Consider the following 16105-nt stretch of genomic DNA (forward strand, 5'->3'; position numbering starts at 1 on the left):
CGATTTTATAAATCCCTACCTTTGCAAAATGGAATTGTACAAGATCAAAGAGATATACTATACCCTTCAGGGTGAGGGTGCCCAGACGGGTCGGCCAGCGGTATTTTGTCGCTTTACGGGGTGCAACCTGTGGAGTGGTCGGGAAGAAGATCGCCACAAAGCGATCTGCCAGTTTTGTGATACCGACTTCTGGGGTACCGATGGCATGAATGGTGGGCGTTATGCTGCGACCGAGCTAGCCGCCAAGGTGGCCAGCCTCTGGCCTGGTGGTGGGCAACCCTACGTCGTTTGTACTGGTGGAGAACCGCTATTGCAACTCGATGAACCCCTGATCGAAGCTTTCCACACCTGCGGCTTTGAGGTGGCCGTAGAAACCAATGGTACCCAACCCGCACCAGCAGGCCTGGACTGGATTTGTGTGAGCCCCAAGGCAGGTGCGGATATCGTGCTTACCCAGGGGCATGAACTTAAGCTCGTCTACCCTCAAAAAGGAGCGGAACCCGAGCGCTACCAAGATCTTGCTTTTAACCATTTTTTCCTCCAGCCGATGGATTCCCCGCAGCAGGCAGAAAACATTGAGGCAACGGTCGCCTACTGCCTGGCTCATCCACAGTGGCGGATGAGTTTGCAAACGCATAAGGTGCTAAATATCGATTAGTAGACAAAATGGTTTGTATCGCGCGGACCTGCCTGCCAGCAAGCTGGCCTTGCAGGCAGGGGCGCAGAGAGGTTTTTTCAAGTGCGTCTCAAGTAGTTATGTTTTGCTTCAATCATTCAACTACACATTTATAAACAGCCTTAGCTTTCATTCATGTTAAGCACCAAACTATCTACCGCCTACCTTCGTCTTCAGCACGCTATCCGCTGGTTGCCACTGCGGGTCAAGCGGCTGGGACGGCACGTGCTGCGCTTTTGCTGGTCGGATATCAACTGGTGGGTAGAGGTCTTTTACTACCTGCTCGATGTATTGGCTATTCCTGAGTTGTACGAGACCTTGCAGGACATTATCAAGTGGCGAAGTAGGCCTCTTTCGGATGCGGAGCGCGTGTTGCTGTATCCTGTTTTCGGCGAAAGCCTGGATTATGATCGCGTCCGGATTGATGAGCATGCTTATCTGGGGCCACCGCAGTGGAAAATTTGCTACGTCAGCTTTTACACTATCAATGCCTGGGGCCGTATGGGGCCGGCATTACTCATTCACGAGATGGTACACGTGTGGCAATTTCAGTATTGGGGCAGTGTTTATATCCCTCGCGCCCTACGTGCCCAGTACAGCAAAGAAGGTTACAACTACGGCGGAGCACCGCGCGTAGCCAATTGGGCCAGGCAACAAGCACGTCTGGAAGATTTCAATCCCGAACAGCAGGCCGACCTCATTGCCGACTTCTGGCGTATACAACAAGGTTATCCTACGCACTGGGGGCCAGCAGGGCCGGCAGATTTGCCTTATTACGCTTATTTTGCGGAGCAGTTGCAAACTGCAAAATGATTCTCTGACCTGTTTTGTGTTTTGAATCCATCGCAAAGCGAAAATAACGCTCCTCACCAGGGGCTTAACATTTTCACTTTAGCTTGACTACTAAAAATGTCAGAGAAGGAGGAAAATTAGGGAGCCGGGTATTTTTATCGTAGATTTACACCTGCTGAAAAAAGCCCTTATGATCCGTTACTTAATCAAGGAAGATGGTCGCTTACGTGAGCTCGATGAACCGCAACCAGGTTGCTGGGTCAACATTGAGCCCCCGTTTACGCACGAAGAGTTGGAAGAGGTCGCCTTGCATTTTGACTTTCCACTGGACTTCCTGACGGACTCTCTGGATATTGACGAACGCTCGCGTTACGAGCGCGAAGAAGATGTCCGACTAATTCTTTTGAACACCCCCGTACTCAACGGTGTGAAAGAAGACAATGACGCCATATACATCACTGTCCCGGTAGGTATTATCCTCATTCCTGACTACCTGCTCACTATTTCGTCTTTTGAAAACCCCGTTTTGCAGTTGTTTCTCGACAATAAGATCAAGCACTTCAACCCCAGCGATGAGTCGGCCTTTGTTTTACAGATCATGGAACAAAACGTCTACCGTTTCCTGACCTGTCTGAAGAAGCTCAACCTGCGCCGCAACATGATCGAGAAAGAGCTCTATGATTCCAGCCAGAATAAGCAACTGGTAGAATTATTGAGCATCGAAAAATCACTGGTGTATTTCATGAATTCCCTCAGCGCCAACGAATTGCTGAAGATGAAAATGAAGCGCATGGATTTTCTCCAAATCAGAAACAACGAAGACAAAACCGATCTTTTCGAGGATATCATTATCGACAATAGTCAGGCCCTGGAAATGGCCAACGTTTATACCAACATCCTCAACGGTACGATGGATGCCTATGGTAGCATCATTTCGAACAACTTGAACCTCACCATTCGTCGCCTGACACTCATCACCATCATCCTGATGGTACCCACCCTTATTGCCAGTTTTTATGGTATGAACGTACCGCTGCCGGCACAGGAGAGTAGCTATACCAGCCTATTTATCATTGGCTCTTCGGTTGTTTTGAGCCTGTTGGTGGCCTGGTATTTTCAGCGAAAGCGGTTGTTTTAGAGGAGAAAATTTAAGCCTTCTCCAACGTAAAGCCAAAAGTAGAACCCAACTCCGCCGTACTCCGTACATTGATGGTCTGCTTGTGGGCTTCCATGATGTGCTTGACGATAGCGAGCCCCAGGCCGGAACCTCCCCGCAGGCGCGAGCGGCTCTTATCGACGCGGTAGAAGCGATCGAAAACGTGAGGGAGGTGCTCTTTGGGGATACCGATACCATTGTCCGCAACTTCCACCAGGATGTACTTATCCATATCGTAAAAGCCCAACTTGGTGCTTCCGCCTGTCTTGCCGTATTTGATGGAGTTGTCTACTAGATTGACGAGTACCTGACGGATACTTTCCCGGTCGGCACGGACGCGGAAATTTTGATCTGCGCCACTTTTAAGTTCCAGTACCAAGTTGCTCTCACGGGCTTTAAATTCCAACTCTTCTAAAACTTCCTGGGTTAATTCCCGAATATCAAAGACCTGCATTTCCAGGATCAGCTCACCGGTTTCGAGGCGAGAGATGGCACTCAGGTCTTCAACGATCGTATAGAGGCGTTCTACATTTTTTGCGGCCTTTTGCAGGAATTTCAGGTTGATATTTTCGTCTTCCATTCCCCCATCTAAAAGCGTGTGGAGATAACCTTGAATATTAAAGATGGGTGTTTTCAGCTCGTGGGAAATATCGCCGATGAACTTACGCCGGTATTCCGCCCATGATTTGTACTTGGCAATTTCCGCTTCTTGCTGCTCTGCCCAATCGCTGACCTCCTTTTCAACGTCTTCAAGGATATTCGTTTGGACATCGACCGTATGGCTTTTCTCCGACTGTGATACCTTTTGCCGATGTATCGTTTTATAGATCAACTTGATTTTCCGATAGATATAATTCTTGAGAAAATAGATGGTAACCGCGTAAGAAATGCCGAAGAGGGTAAATGGAAATACCAACCAAATAAGCTGTAGATCAAAAGCGCCTACAGCGAAAAGCGTAAGCGCAAAGCAAATACTACCCCCAGTTGTAATAATGAAGGCAACAAAAAGCGCAATTTGCTGAGGCGTTGAGTTTTTGAGCATATTAAAATTCGAACTTGTAACCGATTCCTTTTATCGTCTTGATGTAATTGTCTCCAATTTTTTCCCGAAGCTTGCGAATGTGTACATCAATGGTACGGTTGCCTACAATGACATCCGTTCCCCAGACCTTATTAAAAATTTCTTCCCGAGAAAATACCTTACCTGGCTTGGAGACCAGCAAGTTGAGAAGTTCAAATTCCTTTTTAGCCAATTCTATTAATTCTTCTCCACGCTGAACTAAGATTCTATCGCGATCAATGGCTAAATCACCAATTTGGATAATATTCTCAATGACTTCCTTGTCGTTGCGCTCCGACCTCCGCAACAGTGCGCGGATACGACTCAGGAATACGCGCGGACGAATAGGTTTGGTGATATAATCATCGCCACCTGTTTCGAGTGCTGCAATCTGGGAGAAGTCTTCCTCTCTTGCCGTAAGGAAAGCAATTACAGTTTGTGCAAATTGCGGCCGCGACCGCAGTACTCTACACACTTCTACCCCATCCATTTTGGGCATCATTATGTCGAGGATGATCAGATCGGGATTTTCCCGTTCTGCCATTTGGATACCTGCTTCACCATCCGAAGCTGTCACGACAGAAAATCCTTCTTTCTCCAGATTATACTGTAAGAATTCGAGGATATCTGGCTCATCGTCAACCACTAAAATCTTTGCCGTTTCCATTGGGTCTTTGCTGATTCAGTGGCAAAAGTAAAGCTTTGCCCCGCTAAAGGGTCGGTTGCTATGTTAAATTATTATTAAACAAGTAATTAGAGTATTAATTATTCGCCTCGGTTTCGATAACCTCAATGTGTTCCAGGACCTTATTGTAGGTCTCTTCCAGTCGTTTGGGGTCTTTTTGCAACCACTGCATACTGCTGATAAAATCCTCCATGGTGTGGCCTCTCTCTCTCAAAATCAAGGTGTAATACCTTTTGTAGATGCTATCTTGCGTGATGTAAGGCATTTCTCTCCCTGCAGGTTCCAGGATAAGAGCTTCTGCGATAATCTCCATAAGCTGATCGGGGGGAATAGGCGGAGGAGCTTCTTCTTCCTTGTGGCAGGAAAACGAAAGTAAGAGGAGGGTGAAAGCAGATAAAACAAGGCGATTGATCATTAGGTCTATACTGTTCTAGAAATACTGTTTGGGATAATGAATATTGGTGACTACTGCAGATGGAGGTGCAAAAGCATCCCAAGAGGTGGCTTGAGGATCCTCTATTTCAACGATTCCGCAAGTCGGCAGGTTGTCGAGGTAATCATTTTTATAAAAAAGATTTGCGACTGTTGTAAAAGTGGGGTTATGCCCAAAGAAAGCTACATGCTCCCACGCTTCGTCTAGCTGGCTAATCAGATAAAGGATCATTGGGCTGCCCGCCTCGTAGATACGTTCTTCTTTAATAATTGTAAGGGGATCCCGCCCCAAGGCTTCAGCGAAGCAACTCGCTGTCGTAAAGGCACGGTTGGCCGTACTACTTATCAGTACATCAGGAGCCCATCCTGTACTAGCCATCATTTTAGCCATAAAAGGTGCATCGCGCTCGCCCCGGTCATTAAGCGGTCGATCATGGTCGCGTAGTCTCAAATCTGACCAGCTTGATTTGGCGTGGCGGATGAGCGTCAACTTTTTCATCAGCGTATTTTTTTGTAAAAATAGTGGAAGTATTCCCAAACATCACGTTATTTTCGTGCAGTTCCTTAATTTAGTAAAAACAGGCAACCATTGGCTTGAGTTGGCGGTTATGGAGATGTACCTTCTGAAACAACTTCCTTACATTTGGTCCATGAAAGGAAAGAAGGGGATAAAAAATCTTACGTTCTTCTTCAAACGCCTGCGGAACTAAAGCTTAGTAATGATTATGAAATTTAAAGAAAAAGTTGTCTGGATAACGGGAGCCTCTTCAGGAATCGGCGAAGCACTTGCTTACGCTTTTTCCCAAGAGGGAGCCTTTGTTGCTATTTCAGCCCGTAACCAGGAAGCACTGGATAAAGTGCGTAATGCTTGTGCTGATCCAGACAAAGTAATGGTTGCTCCGCTTGATGTTGCTGATTTTGACCGCATTCCGGGCGTAGCTGCTGAGATCATTGAACGTTTTGGTTATTTGAACATCCTCGTTAATAATGCAGGTATCTCCCAACGCTCTCTGGTGAAGGACACCGACATCAGTGTCGACCAAAAAGTCATGAACGTCAACTTTATGGGAACAGTAGCGGTAACAAAAGCGGTACTACCCACCATGCTGCACCAACATTTTGGACAGATTGTGATCATTAGCAGCGTCATGGGAAAGATCGGTACGCCTCTGCGCTCGGCCTACGCGGCCTCTAAGCACGCTCTTCACGGCTATTTTGAATGCCTCAGGGCCGAAGTTGTAGACGAAGGGATAGGTATTACGATTATTTGTCCCGGCTATGTTGATACCAACGTGACCATCAACGCACTCACTGGCGATGGCAGCCCCAACCGGGTAAAGGCTGAATCTACGGCCAATGGTCTTTCGCCTGCTCAATTTGCCCACAAAGCACTGAAGGCCATTGCTGCCGAAAAAGGGGAAGCCCTCATCGGCGGTAAGGAGCTGCTGACCATTTACATTCAACGATTCTTTCCCCGTCTTTTGCGTTGGATCATTAGAAGGGTGAACGTTACTTAGGCTTTTAGGCCAAATCCCGAATAAAGTGGTAAATCGAGATCAGAAAATGCTCCTGCTGGATGGCCGTAAGTTCTCCGGGGTCTAGCCAGGTTCCATTGCATTGCTCACAATAATCTATGATCACGTGATGATCGCGCGGATGGTCGGCTTTGATCAACAGGGGAGCTTCTGGGCAACGTGGGCAATATAAACCAATAAGCTGATCAATCTGTGGTGGAATTTGACGTATTTCCCAAGCGACCGGTTCTACGATGGATTCGAGCTTTTTCATTTCCTCATAGTCCAACCAAATACCATCACACTGCGGGCAACGGTCGATCTCTAACTGGTAGTCTTTTTCCTTGATGGACTCCAGTTGCATGCTTACTTTACAACGCGGACAATTCATAACTAGCGGGTTTAGTAGTATACGCTAAAAGGCAGGTCGTTTTTCACCAGGATGATATGTTTCAGCAGCCTTTGCTTCTACTTCTGGACGGTAGAAATAAACATCCCGAAATTCTTGTTTACAGAAAATCTTGGACTGATCATTAAAATGTGGAGACCCAATACGTCCTGATTGCCCACCAGTAACAATCGCTTGCGCCCGCAATCTTTTCCCAAAGGAAACTACCGCTACAAAGCTATTGCCGTGAAGGCCATAACGACGTTTGCTCTCTTCATAAGTACGTGATTCTACCGCAGCTATTGATCCCCACCGCGCGGAAACATATCCTAATGGGAGGCTAGGACGCTGGTCGTCAAAAACAGGGCTAATGTCATTGCTCAATCGTTGGTAACGGTTGATTAAGCCCCAGGGTATTTGCCAGCTACCAAAATCACGCTCCAATTCCTCCATACTCTCTTTGAGAGCGTTGACCATTTGCTCATCCGACACATAATCTGCGATCCAGGCATCAAAAAGGTTGTTTTCCTTGAATTCCTCCGGTGTTTGCTGGAAGGCAAAATTCAGTACTTTTTCGGCCCACAGCACCGCCAGTGTGGTGCCAATCGAAGCTACACCGTAACTGCGATCCCAGGTAGTGAGTGTATTATAGGCCGACAAGAGTTGTCGATTCTGGTCACTGCCTGCATTCTGATAGGCTTTTTCCAACAGCGGAATCAAGCGGTCAAAAGCCGCAAGGTGAGGGTCATTGGCAACCTTGATCAAGGTATCCAAAGTATAGTTATCAAAACTGGCTAGAAGGTTATTGGCGTGGATACTTCGGAAGTTATCCTTGTCTGGCGCTGCGTATGCAGGGTATTTTTCCGGGTCAGGGCTCTCGGCTGCTGCAACCGTATAGGGCGTAGCATTACAGTTTTGAAGCCAACCAGTTTTGGGGTTGCGCAAACGGATCATTTTCCCGGGCGAATGGAGCCCCTGCCAATCTTGCTCCGGGTCGCTCCCATCTACATAACCGCTATAATCGTATTCAGGGTTGCGTTTTGGCAGGTAATTCCCATGCCAGTAGGCAATGTTGCCTTTATAATCAGCAAAAACGGTATTGTTGGAAGAGTTGGTGCCGATCTTCATGTTCTTTTTAAAGCTGGCATACCCCTTGGTTTTTGTTCGTAGAAAATCCTGGGTAAGCGCGTCAAGCGGACGGTCCATCATCCGGTAGGCGATCCATTTTCCATCTTTCTTGCCCACAATGGGGCCGTGATGGGTACGATAGATCGTGAAGGAGCGCGATTTGATGGTCGATCCGTTACGGTAAGGAACACTTACTTCTTGTTGTTCAACCAACCGCTCTTCCTCTCCGTATTGGTAATAATATTTCCCATCCTCACCTTGTCTTACAACTTCCAGGTACTGATCGATAGCGTCGGCCCAACTCGAAGTGTGCATCCATCCGCAGTAAGCATTAAAGCCTTGGTAAACAAAAAACTGCCCCCAAGTTACTGCTCCGTAAGCACTAAGTCCTTCCTCACTGTTTACGTGTTGTTCCGAACGATAGTGGAAGGTGACGTGTGGATTGATCAGCAAAAGGGCTTTCCCCTCGCTAACAAGATCTTTCCCAACCGCAAAACCATTGGACCCGGTGGTAGGTGCCAAATCAGCGGCTGATGTAGGATATCCTGTTTCTTGTAAACCCAAGTCTTCCTCACCGTAAAAAGCAGCAATATCATTCAAAGAGACCCTGGTGATATCTGGCCCGATACTTCCTTCCGTAAAAGTAAAGGGCATCCAAGGCTCAAATTTCTTAAGCCAGAGTGGTTGTTCCTGTGGGTGGGTGTGCAAATAGTAATTGACCCCATCAGCAAAGGCATCACATAGCGCTTGCAACCAATCCGGAGCAGCGGCGTAATAGCTTTTTGCACTGGTAGAGTCCATCCACATCCGAGCACGAAGGTCATGATAAAGGTATTCCTCTCCGAAAGCCAAGGCCATCTGTCCGGTCGCTTCCAAGTAATTGCGTTCTACTCTGGAAAAATCGTCTTCGCACTGTGCGTAGAGCATTCCGAAGACCGCATTGGCATCTGTAGGAGCATAAATATGAGGGATACCCCATTCATCACGAATGATTTCTGTTTGAGCTGCACGGTTTTCCCAACGAGCTATTTCAGCAACAGAGAACTGTTGGCCCAATAGTTGGCCACCAAAAATTAGAAGTAGAAAACAATAACGCATAAGTGTAGTAGTTGGCTTATAGCTCGCCAAAATACAATTTCTAAAGCGTTTTGCAGTAAATTCTAATCTCCATCCCCTGCTCTTTGGTAAACTTCTCCTCTTCCTGGAGATTGCGTAGGTAAGAAAAGTTCAATTTTTTCAACAAATTCACGGAAGCAAGATTTTCAGATCGTACCATAGCGTGTATTTCTGCAAGCCGGGGATGTGCTTGCGCTAACGCCAAAACGCCCCGCACTGCTTCGGTCATTATACCCTGCTGTTGGTAGGACGGCAGTAAATCGTAACCAAGCTCTGCCCTCTGTCCATGCTCGGTAAATTGCCATAAACAAACGGTACCAATCAATACCTCAGGAGCCGTTTGAAGCACAATTCCCCAATACAGCCAGCGGCCTTGTTCCACACCCTCGGTAATTTTCATGATAAATTCACGGCTTTCCAATGGAGATCCCATCCTTTCTCGCGAAAGATAACGCTGCACATCCACATCGGTATGCAACCTAAAAATCGCGGGCGCATCGGTCATGCTCAAAGCGCGTAGTTGTAAACGGGGGGTGGTGATTGGATGGTTGATGGTCGATCGTTGATCGTTGGAAAGGTGTAAGGGTGTAAAGGTAGGCTGTTCAATCAGATGGTACACCTGACTATTATACTTATTCAACTTTTACACCGCAAACTCCTTTCCGATTTTGAAAATACTTGTTTGTGTAGCAAAAAACATCCCGTACTCGGCGAAGTGCCAAATACGGGATGTTTTTTTGCTTTATATCAATGTGTGTTGCAATGTGCTATTCAACATTAAGACCATGCAATGCAACGTGTTTACCGGAATGGGTCGCTGTAACGGACTTCCTGTAGATAATCAACATCGGTGAGGGTTTCCAGGAAGGCTACTAAGGCCGCTTTATCTGAATCGCTCAGATTGAGGCGCTTAGGCTGACCACTCTCATCACGCAACAGCTCATGGAGTTTGGGATGATCTGCGATGTTGTCGCTGTAGAAATCAACTACGTCTTCCAGGGTCGCAAAACGGCCATCGTGCATGTAAGGTGCAGACTGAGCAACATTGCGCAAGGTTGGAATTTTGAAGGTGTACTGATCAGAAGTGAGCTGGGTGAATCCACCAATGCCCTCATCTTCGTATTGCATATCCAGACCGTTGTTCGCCGCATTCATTACCGGGCGACCAAATACGGAACTATGGCAACCAGCACAACTTGTGAGGTAAATTTCTTTGCCACGGTTTTCTGCTGCAGTAAAGTCAGAGAAGTTGACGTTCATGTCTAGACCATTGGTAGATTTTTCAGCAGCACGGTCGAACTTGGAATCAAAAGTTCCCAGACCATCGACAAATTCTGCTACTGCAGACATGATGCGCTCTTCGGTCACCTGTGTGTTTTCAAATGCACGGCGGAAAAGCGGCTCGTAGTACTCGAGGTTTTCTACGGTGCTCACCAATTCATCAATCGTCAAACCCATTTCTACTTCGCTGGTAAACGCAGCGTGTGCTTGCTCACGCGCCGTACCGAAACGGTTGTCCCACATGAAGGGCACGCCGAAAGTACCGAAGAGATCAACACCGTAATAGGCTGCAAAGCTGGCCACCGAACCGAGAGCAAGGCTATTGCGTTCCGTCTGGCCATCTACACCTTCGCTGGCTACCTTGTTATCAGAAAAGGCTAATTCTTGTTTGTGACAGCTTGCGCAAGATACTTCACCCGTAGAAGAGAGTGCTTTGTCGTAGAAAAGCACCCGCCCAAGTGTTGCCATGTCTTTGTCGATGTTACGCGCAAAAAGACCGCTCCGTGAAAGGTGCTGAGGTAAAACGACATTGTAATCCAATGGTTTTTCGGGTAAGTTGAGCGTTTGCTGTAATATCGCCAGTTCTTCGGGGTAATAGAATTCTTCCCGCACTTCAACGTCATCGGAAATACAGCTGCTCAAGCCGATGGCCAGGACAGCGAAAAGCGGTAGGTAAATAAATTTTTTCATAACACCTGAGGATTTGAGGATTGAGGTTTAGAGAAATTTAGGCGCAATCACTATTCGTTTAGACTTTCCCCAAAGTAAAAAGGGTTGGGTCTGTCGGCAGAGAAAGCTTAAAATATTTTGAAAAGATACCATGAAGTCTTAAAAATAAGAACTTCTTCATTCGTTTTCACGCTAGTTTAACGTTTTGTCACACAATTGTCAGGCCTTGTCTTCGTTTTTTAACACTTCTTCTTTTTCTGCTCCCGATTTTTTGGGGACAGGATCATAACCCCAGGGGCCCCAAGGGTGACATTTGCCAATCCGTTTAAGGGCCAACCAGCTTCCTTTTAGCACGCCCCATTCCTCAATAGCCTCCACGGCATAGTGCGAACAAGTAGGTTGGAAACGACAGCGCGGCCCGAGCAATGGAGAGATTGCGTATTGGTAAAACCGAATAGGTAAAATGAATAGCCAGCGCATAACATCTATTTTAGGGTAGCACTTCTTCTTCCCAGTAATCCTGATAAAAAAGGTAGTTTTTCAGGTTCCCTTTTGCACCTTTCACCTGAACCATATTTTGCTGATCGCGGTACATGTCCAACAGAATTTTGTTGTGCACCTTGAGTGGCTGATCCGGACGAGCGTTGGGGACATAGAGGTAAATCCAGAAGGCCGTCAGGTCATCACTGGTCTCTTTACCCAACCACTCCCATTGGAGTTGCTGATCGCCGTTGTACAATTTGAAATAGCGCTGTAGATAAGCCTGAAGGTATTCATCGGCAGTGGCTTGCTCCCGAGCAGTACCCAAGAACAAATCTTTGGTTCCTTTTTCGGCCAGGGCAGCTTCCAGGTCATCAATAAAAATATGGAGGCTGATTTGCCACTCTTTTGCATCTCCAGCGTACTCAATCCTGGCTCTACTGACATGAAACTCGTGCAGGTCTGCCAGCGGCACTTCGAGGAAGAAAAGTGAGAAAATCAAAAGTAACCGCATAAGTATCATTTATAAGTTCTTCATAAACAAGGTAGCAGCAGCAATATTGGTCGCTAGAGGAATATTGTGGACATCGCACAAACGCATCAACATATTAACGTCTACCTCGTGTGGATGTTTACCCAGGGGATCACGAAAAAAGATAACCATATCTACCAGTTTTTCTACCAAGCGGCTGGCAATTTGAGCATCGCCACCGTAAGGGCCACTTTCCATTCGTTCTACCTCCAGGCCTGCGCGCTCCAAATGCGAGCCCGTGGTGCCTGTGGCGATAAGGTTGATTTTGCGCTGTTGGAGCAAATCAATATGATCCTTGATAAAACCTACCATCTCGGCTTTTTTCCCGTCGTGGGCAATGATTGCAATGGTCATTTATGCTAAATTTTTCATTTTCAACCCTTTAAAGCTTACTTTATGCATATTAACACCTTATAAATTCATGTAACTACACGAAAGAAGCAGGATTTACTTAATTTCGCGAACAATTAGGTCTTTGGATTGTCCAAAGGTAGAATTATCCAATTCCAATTAAAACGAATTAGAATGAAAAAACTATTATTAAGCGTTTTTGCCCTTGTACTTACCGTGAGCTCTTTTGCTCAGATTTCTACGCCAGCTGCTAGCCCAGGTGCGAAAATTACCCAAGATGTTGGGTTAACAGAAATCATGGTTGACTATTCACGCCCAGCTATGAAAGGCCGTACTATCTTTGCTGCTGATGGTTTGGTGCCTTTCGGCAAAATCTGGCGTACGGGTGCCAATGGTGCTACTAAAATCACCCTAGGCCAAGACGCTAAAGTTGGAGGTGTTGATTTGAAAGCTGGTGCTTACGCTGTGCTCACCATTCCTACAGATAAGGAGTGGACCTTCATGATGTACCCCTACGAAGGCAGCAGCTGGAACAGCTATACAGAAAAAGAGCCTGCTGCTAAATTCATGGCTGCTCCTACTAAAACAGCGATGCCTGTAGAATCTTTCACCATTGGTGTAAACAATGTGACGAGCAAGAGTGCAACCATCGATTTCATGTGGGAAAATACCATGGTAAGTGTTCCTGTAGCAGTAGAAGTACACGAACTGGTGATGGCGGATATTAAGCGTACCATGGCTGGCCCTTCAACCAACGACTACTACGCTGCTGCTAGCTACCTACACGACAGTGGCACCGACAATGCTATGGCCCTGGAATACATTCAAAAAGCAACTGCTGGTGATAAGCCTGGTTTCTGGATGGTGCGTCGCGAAGCGCTTATTCTTGCCGACTTGGGTCGTAAGCAAGAAGCTATCGCTGCTGCTAAGCGTTCTATGACACTGGCCAAAGAAGCAGGCAATGACGACTACGTTCGCATGAACGAAAAGTCAATTGCTGAGTGGACGAACAAGTAAATCCAAGTAATTGGTAGAGGGTAGCGCGGCTGGATTTTCGAAAAATCCACCGATTTATCTTCTTATTTTAATATCCCGGATTGCCTGCTTAAGGTAATCCGGGATTTCTTTTTCATGCCTATCAAATTAGCATTAGTATCAGCCAATTTAAGGGTTGTTGTTTGGGAGGCGTTGGGCGTAATATTGCAAAAAATATCAGATCATGTCCTGGAGTGATGTACAAAAAAGTCGTGTTGCCGTATCCTTAATTTTCGCCGTAAATGGATTCCTATACGCCAACTGGGTAGCCCGGCTACCTCGCTTACAAGAAATCTACCAGTTGGATCATGGCCAGCTGGGGCTAGTGCTGCTTGCCGGGAGTATTGGTGCGCTAGTGGCGATGCCATTGACGGGTAGCGTCATTGTAAAGGCTGGGAGCCATCGAATCACTGTGGTCATGCTGTTTATTTTTTGTCTTTTGGTTCCATTGATCCCCATTACACCTAATGTGTACACCCTGTGGTTAATCCTTTTTGCAATTGGGGCGTCGAGCGGCTCGCTGGATGTAGCCATGAATGCGCAGGCCGTGCTGGTAGAGCAACGGCTTCATAAACCAGTGATGTCTTCTTTTCATGCCATTTTCAGTGCGGGTATGATGCTGGGCGCCGGCTGTGGTGCTTTATTTGTCTACCTCAATGTTTCCTACTTTACTCACCTGCTGATCGTCATGGCCATCAGCTTGGTGGTTGCCTTGCGCGTCAGACATTTCCTGATTCCTGATCTTCGAAACCCCAGTGAGGAACCACAAGACCACGTAAGCAAAAATGTTTTTTTACACCCAGCTCTATTGTCACTTGGCCTCATTGCATTCTGTTGTATGCTCGGTGAAGGAGCCATGGCGGATTGGACGGCAATTTACATGGAAAAAGTAAGCTTGGCAGACCGCGATTGGTCGCCGCTGGGGCTGGTGGCTTTTTCTACAGCCATGATGATTGGCCGGTTGCTTGGTGATGGTGCACGCCAACGCTTGGGCGATAGCCGCCTGGTGCAAGGGAGCGCTGTGGTTGCGATTGCAGGCCTCAGTTTGGCATTGGTATGGCCTGTTGTCTGGACGGGTATTCTAGGCTTCTTCCTGGTGGGTATCGGGCTAGCAGCGATTGTACCGATTGCCTACAGTACAGCCGGTAACATACCTGGTTTGTCACCGGGAGTAGGTATCAGTATGGTGACCAGTATAGGGTATGCCGGTTTTTTGGTAGGCCCACCGGTGATTGGATTTCTGAGCGATTGGCAAGGCTTGCGGTTCGGAATGGCCTTTGTCCTCTTGTTGTTTTTAACCATGCTGATCTTGAATATTTTTGCTGTCCGACGGCAACGGAAGGTGAGGATTTATCCTGAAAACTAGTGCCAAAGGCACTAGGTGCGGGGTGGTTCAGTGCGTGGTGTTGGGAGCTAATCGTACCAACACGATCATACGATGAACGCTCATTCAGCCCGCTCCTCCAACGGAAAATTCAATGGATCAGGGTGACGATAAGTAAATGCCAGCACTGCTTTACCACGGCTATTATCGATAAGCTTCCCCTGTGGTTGTTCTTGATCGGTCACGAAAGTTGGTGCGACCAACCCAATGGTTTTACTGGCCAGAGGGTAAAAATCGGCTTTTGTGGGATGCTCATCGGCACAGACATTAAGGGTATACCCCCAATGTGCGTTAGTGATGACGCGCTCCATAACGGCAAGTACATCCTCTCGATGGACCAGGTTGACCCATTGCTCCCCTCCCGGTACCGCTTCCTTACCAGCAAACCAGCGGCCTGGCTGGCGACTCCCTCCTACCAAGCCCGCCAGGCGTAGAATGGTAGCTTGTTCGGAATATTTTTCCCTCAATAAATCTTCAACCTTCACGAGTGCCTGGCCTGAGGCCGTATCAGCATTTATTGGATTATCTTCGGTGACCACCCCTTGCTGTTCGCCATAGATTCCCGTACTACTGGTGAACAAGACGTGCTGAACACCCCCTGCTCGTGCAGCTTGCAAAGCTTGCTCAATTTTCGCAGGATAAGTATTCACAACGTCTGGCTCGCGGCGGCCGCCGGGAGGGACCGTCAAAACAAGTTGATCAGCAGCAAAAAAGCCTTCTATATCACCACTGATCTGGTCAGGATGAAGCTCTAAGAGATAAGGATTCCAGCCGAGCTTTCGGAAACGAATGGCCTTTTCCGCATTGGTCGTCGCCACTTTCACGGTATAACCGCGTTGAAGTAAACGCTGCGCAAGCGGCTCTCCGAGCCAGCCGGCTCCTAGTAAGGCGATTGCCTTTTTCATGGTTGATGGTTGATGGTTGTTGATTTATTCCGACTTTCACAGGGTTGGGTAGGTGTAAGGGTGTAAAAGTGTAAAAGTTGGGTGACCAAAACTTCCGACTTCCGACTTCCGACTTCCGACTTTGAAGATGGTTGGTTAGTCTATCAACTATTCTTTTGGTTATTTGGTTTTAACAAAGATATTATACTTACCTACTTATGACCGATTATCAACCCATCAATTGTTCCTACTACGACGAGCTAGAGGCGATGGCGACGCTCAAAAAAGTGATCCCGATCGTTTATCGCAATGATCGAGGCGAGGAAGTGCTTATCGCCACCAGAATTACCAATCTCTACACCCGTAATAAGGAGGAATTTATGGTGCTCGAAAATGGCCTTGAGTTCAGACTGGATCGGCTAGTGAGTGCGGATGGGAAAGTGGTGATAGAAGGCAACGCTTGTCGTTTTTGACCCAAGAGGTCGGCGGAGATCTATTTTAACGCCAGCATCCAAACCCTGAAAGGGTGAAATTATCACTCC

At 47.2% G+C, this 16105-nt stretch carries 19 protein-coding genes; 7 read left to right on the forward strand and 12 right to left on the reverse strand.

The window, feature by feature from the left end; genetic code table 11:
• The first annotated feature begins 28 nt into the window (after positions 1–28).
• The 3 genes from queE to AB0L18_RS02135 all read left to right on the forward strand — a co-directional run bounded on the left by queE (position 29) and on the right by AB0L18_RS02135 (position 2606).
• Positions 29–658 (forward strand): 7-carboxy-7-deazaguanine synthase, encoded by a 630-nt coding sequence (queE, locus tag AB0L18_RS02125; RefSeq protein WP_367390939.1) that lies wholly within the window; start codon positions 29–31, stop codon positions 656–658.
• A gap of 153 nt (positions 659–811) precedes the next feature.
• Positions 812–1489 carry a hypothetical protein gene (locus tag AB0L18_RS02130; protein WP_367390940.1) on the forward strand — a complete coding sequence of 226 codons (678 nt, stop codon included), beginning with the start codon at positions 812–814 and terminating at the stop codon, positions 1487–1489.
• A 169-nt stretch (positions 1490–1658) separates the two neighbouring features.
• Positions 1659–2606: a magnesium transporter CorA family protein gene (locus AB0L18_RS02135; RefSeq protein ID WP_367390941.1), complete on the forward strand. Its 948-nt coding sequence runs from the start codon at positions 1659–1661 to the stop codon at positions 2604–2606.
• Between the two features lie 10 nt (positions 2607–2616).
• Here AB0L18_RS02135 and AB0L18_RS02140 read toward each other — a convergent pair whose 3' ends face one another.
• The 4 genes from AB0L18_RS02140 to AB0L18_RS02155 all read right to left on the reverse strand — a co-directional run bounded on the left by AB0L18_RS02140 (position 2617) and on the right by AB0L18_RS02155 (position 5300).
• Positions 2617–3666 carry a sensor histidine kinase gene (locus AB0L18_RS02140; protein WP_367390942.1) on the reverse strand — a complete coding sequence of 350 codons (1050 nt, stop codon included), beginning with the start codon at positions 3664–3666 and terminating at the stop codon, positions 2617–2619.
• A 1-nt stretch (position 3667) separates the two neighbouring features.
• Positions 3668–4351 carry a response regulator transcription factor gene (locus AB0L18_RS02145; protein ID WP_367390943.1) on the reverse strand — a complete coding sequence of 228 codons (684 nt, stop codon included), beginning with the start codon at positions 4349–4351 and terminating at the stop codon, positions 3668–3670.
• Positions 4352–4445: 94 nt separating this feature from the next.
• On the reverse strand, positions 4446–4784 hold the full coding sequence (locus AB0L18_RS02150; RefSeq protein ID WP_367390944.1) for a DUF4296 domain-containing protein: 339 nt from the start codon (positions 4782–4784) through the stop codon (positions 4446–4448).
• A 15-nt stretch (positions 4785–4799) separates the two neighbouring features.
• The gene (locus tag AB0L18_RS02155; protein ID WP_367390945.1) at positions 4800–5300 is read right to left on the reverse strand and encodes a histidine phosphatase family protein; all 501 of its coding nucleotides are present in this window, start codon (positions 5298–5300) and stop codon (positions 4800–4802) included.
• A 226-nt stretch (positions 5301–5526) separates the two neighbouring features.
• Between AB0L18_RS02155 and AB0L18_RS02160 the strand changes: the two genes are divergently transcribed.
• Positions 5527–6318: an SDR family oxidoreductase gene (locus AB0L18_RS02160; protein WP_367390946.1), complete on the forward strand. Its 792-nt coding sequence runs from the start codon at positions 5527–5529 to the stop codon at positions 6316–6318.
• Between the two features lie 4 nt (positions 6319–6322).
• Here the strand turns inward: AB0L18_RS02160 and AB0L18_RS02165 are convergent, their stop codons facing one another.
• From AB0L18_RS02165 to AB0L18_RS02195, 7 genes are all read right to left on the reverse strand, one after another.
• Entirely contained in the window at positions 6323–6706 is a 384-nt protein-coding gene (locus AB0L18_RS02165; RefSeq protein ID WP_367390947.1) for a zf-TFIIB domain-containing protein, read from the reverse strand.
• A 24-nt stretch (positions 6707–6730) separates the two neighbouring features.
• Positions 6731–8929, reverse strand: coding sequence for a penicillin acylase family protein (locus AB0L18_RS02170; RefSeq protein WP_367390948.1), 2199 nt, complete (start codon positions 8927–8929; stop codon positions 6731–6733).
• Between the two features lie 40 nt (positions 8930–8969).
• On the reverse strand, positions 8970–9587 hold the full coding sequence (locus AB0L18_RS02175) for a GNAT family N-acetyltransferase (protein WP_367390949.1): 618 nt from the start codon (positions 9585–9587) through the stop codon (positions 8970–8972).
• A 161-nt stretch (positions 9588–9748) separates the two neighbouring features.
• Positions 9749–10918, reverse strand: a complete 1170-nt coding sequence (locus AB0L18_RS02180; protein ID WP_367390950.1) for a cytochrome-c peroxidase — start codon at positions 10916–10918, stop codon at positions 9749–9751.
• A 198-nt stretch (positions 10919–11116) separates the two neighbouring features.
• Positions 11117–11377: a membrane protein insertion efficiency factor YidD gene (gene yidD / locus AB0L18_RS02185; protein ID WP_367390951.1), complete on the reverse strand. Its 261-nt coding sequence runs from the start codon at positions 11375–11377 to the stop codon at positions 11117–11119.
• 10 nt (positions 11378–11387) lie between these two features.
• Positions 11388–11891, reverse strand: a complete 504-nt coding sequence (locus AB0L18_RS02190; protein WP_367390952.1) for a DUF6702 family protein — start codon at positions 11889–11891, stop codon at positions 11388–11390.
• Between the two features lie 9 nt (positions 11892–11900).
• A complete protein-coding gene (locus AB0L18_RS02195; RefSeq protein WP_367390953.1) occupies positions 11901–12263 on the reverse strand; it encodes a methylglyoxal synthase in 363 nt (120 codons plus the stop codon).
• A 171-nt stretch (positions 12264–12434) separates the two neighbouring features.
• Between AB0L18_RS02195 and AB0L18_RS02200 the strand changes: the two genes are divergently transcribed.
• Positions 12435–13277: a DUF2911 domain-containing protein gene (locus AB0L18_RS02200; RefSeq protein WP_367390954.1), complete on the forward strand. Its 843-nt coding sequence runs from the start codon at positions 12435–12437 to the stop codon at positions 13275–13277.
• A 202-nt stretch (positions 13278–13479) separates the two neighbouring features.
• Positions 13480–14661 carry an MFS transporter gene (locus AB0L18_RS02205; RefSeq protein WP_367390955.1) on the forward strand — a complete coding sequence of 394 codons (1182 nt, stop codon included), beginning with the start codon at positions 13480–13482 and terminating at the stop codon, positions 14659–14661.
• 80 nt (positions 14662–14741) lie between these two features.
• Here the strand turns inward: AB0L18_RS02205 and AB0L18_RS02210 are convergent, their stop codons facing one another.
• Complete coding sequence (locus AB0L18_RS02210) at positions 14742–15584, reverse strand: SDR family oxidoreductase (protein WP_367390956.1); 843 nt, start codon at positions 15582–15584, stop codon at positions 14742–14744.
• Between the two features lie 197 nt (positions 15585–15781).
• Here AB0L18_RS02210 and AB0L18_RS02215 point away from each other — a divergent pair, with 197 nt between their 5' ends.
• Positions 15782–16036, forward strand: coding sequence for a hypothetical protein (locus AB0L18_RS02215; RefSeq protein ID WP_367390957.1), 255 nt, complete (start codon positions 15782–15784; stop codon positions 16034–16036).
• The last annotated feature ends 69 nt before the right edge of the window (positions 16037–16105 follow it).

The organism is Lewinella sp. LCG006, assembly GCF_040784935.1.
In the GTDB taxonomy this organism is placed as follows: Bacteria; Bacteroidota; Bacteroidia; order Chitinophagales; family Saprospiraceae; genus Lewinella.

Excerpts from the sequence above, each read along its gene's own strand:
- AB0L18_RS02210 (WP_367390956.1), bottom strand. The coding sequence starts at position 15,584 with ATGAAAAAGGCAATCGCCTTACTAGGAGCCGGCTGGCTCGGAGAGCCG.
- AB0L18_RS02145 (WP_367390943.1), bottom strand. The coding sequence starts at position 4,351 with ATGGAAACGGCAAAGATTTTAGTGGTTGACGATGAGCCAGATATCCTC.
- AB0L18_RS02155 (WP_367390945.1), bottom strand. The coding sequence starts at position 5,300 with ATGAAAAAGTTGACGCTCATCCGCCACGCCAAATCAAGCTGGTCAGAT.
- AB0L18_RS02150 (WP_367390944.1), bottom strand. The coding sequence starts at position 4,784 with ATGATCAATCGCCTTGTTTTATCTGCTTTCACCCTCCTCTTACTTTCG.
- AB0L18_RS02195 (WP_367390953.1), bottom strand. The coding sequence starts at position 12,263 with ATGACCATTGCAATCATTGCCCACGACGGGAAAAAAGCCGAGATGGTA.
- AB0L18_RS02130 (WP_367390940.1), top strand. The coding sequence starts at position 812 with ATGTTAAGCACCAAACTATCTACCGCCTACCTTCGTCTTCAGCACGCT.
- yidD (WP_367390951.1), bottom strand. The coding sequence starts at position 11,377 with ATGCGCTGGCTATTCATTTTACCTATTCGGTTTTACCAATACGCAATC.
- AB0L18_RS02140 (WP_367390942.1), bottom strand. The coding sequence starts at position 3,666 with ATGCTCAAAAACTCAACGCCTCAGCAAATTGCGCTTTTTGTTGCCTTC.
- AB0L18_RS02170 (WP_367390948.1), bottom strand. The coding sequence starts at position 8,929 with ATGCGTTATTGTTTTCTACTTCTAATTTTTGGTGGCCAACTATTGGGC.
- AB0L18_RS02160 (WP_367390946.1), top strand. The coding sequence starts at position 5,527 with ATGAAATTTAAAGAAAAAGTTGTCTGGATAACGGGAGCCTCTTCAGGA.
- AB0L18_RS02200 (WP_367390954.1), top strand. The coding sequence starts at position 12,435 with ATGAAAAAACTATTATTAAGCGTTTTTGCCCTTGTACTTACCGTGAGC.
- queE (WP_367390939.1), top strand. The coding sequence starts at position 29 with ATGGAATTGTACAAGATCAAAGAGATATACTATACCCTTCAGGGTGAG.
- AB0L18_RS02215 (WP_367390957.1), top strand. The coding sequence starts at position 15,782 with ATGACCGATTATCAACCCATCAATTGTTCCTACTACGACGAGCTAGAG.
- AB0L18_RS02190 (WP_367390952.1), bottom strand. The coding sequence starts at position 11,891 with ATGCGGTTACTTTTGATTTTCTCACTTTTCTTCCTCGAAGTGCCGCTG.
- AB0L18_RS02135 (WP_367390941.1), top strand. The coding sequence starts at position 1,659 with ATGATCCGTTACTTAATCAAGGAAGATGGTCGCTTACGTGAGCTCGAT.
- AB0L18_RS02205 (WP_367390955.1), top strand. The coding sequence starts at position 13,480 with ATGTCCTGGAGTGATGTACAAAAAAGTCGTGTTGCCGTATCCTTAATT.
- AB0L18_RS02180 (WP_367390950.1), bottom strand. The coding sequence starts at position 10,918 with ATGAAAAAATTTATTTACCTACCGCTTTTCGCTGTCCTGGCCATCGGC.
- AB0L18_RS02165 (WP_367390947.1), bottom strand. The coding sequence starts at position 6,706 with ATGAATTGTCCGCGTTGTAAAGTAAGCATGCAACTGGAGTCCATCAAG.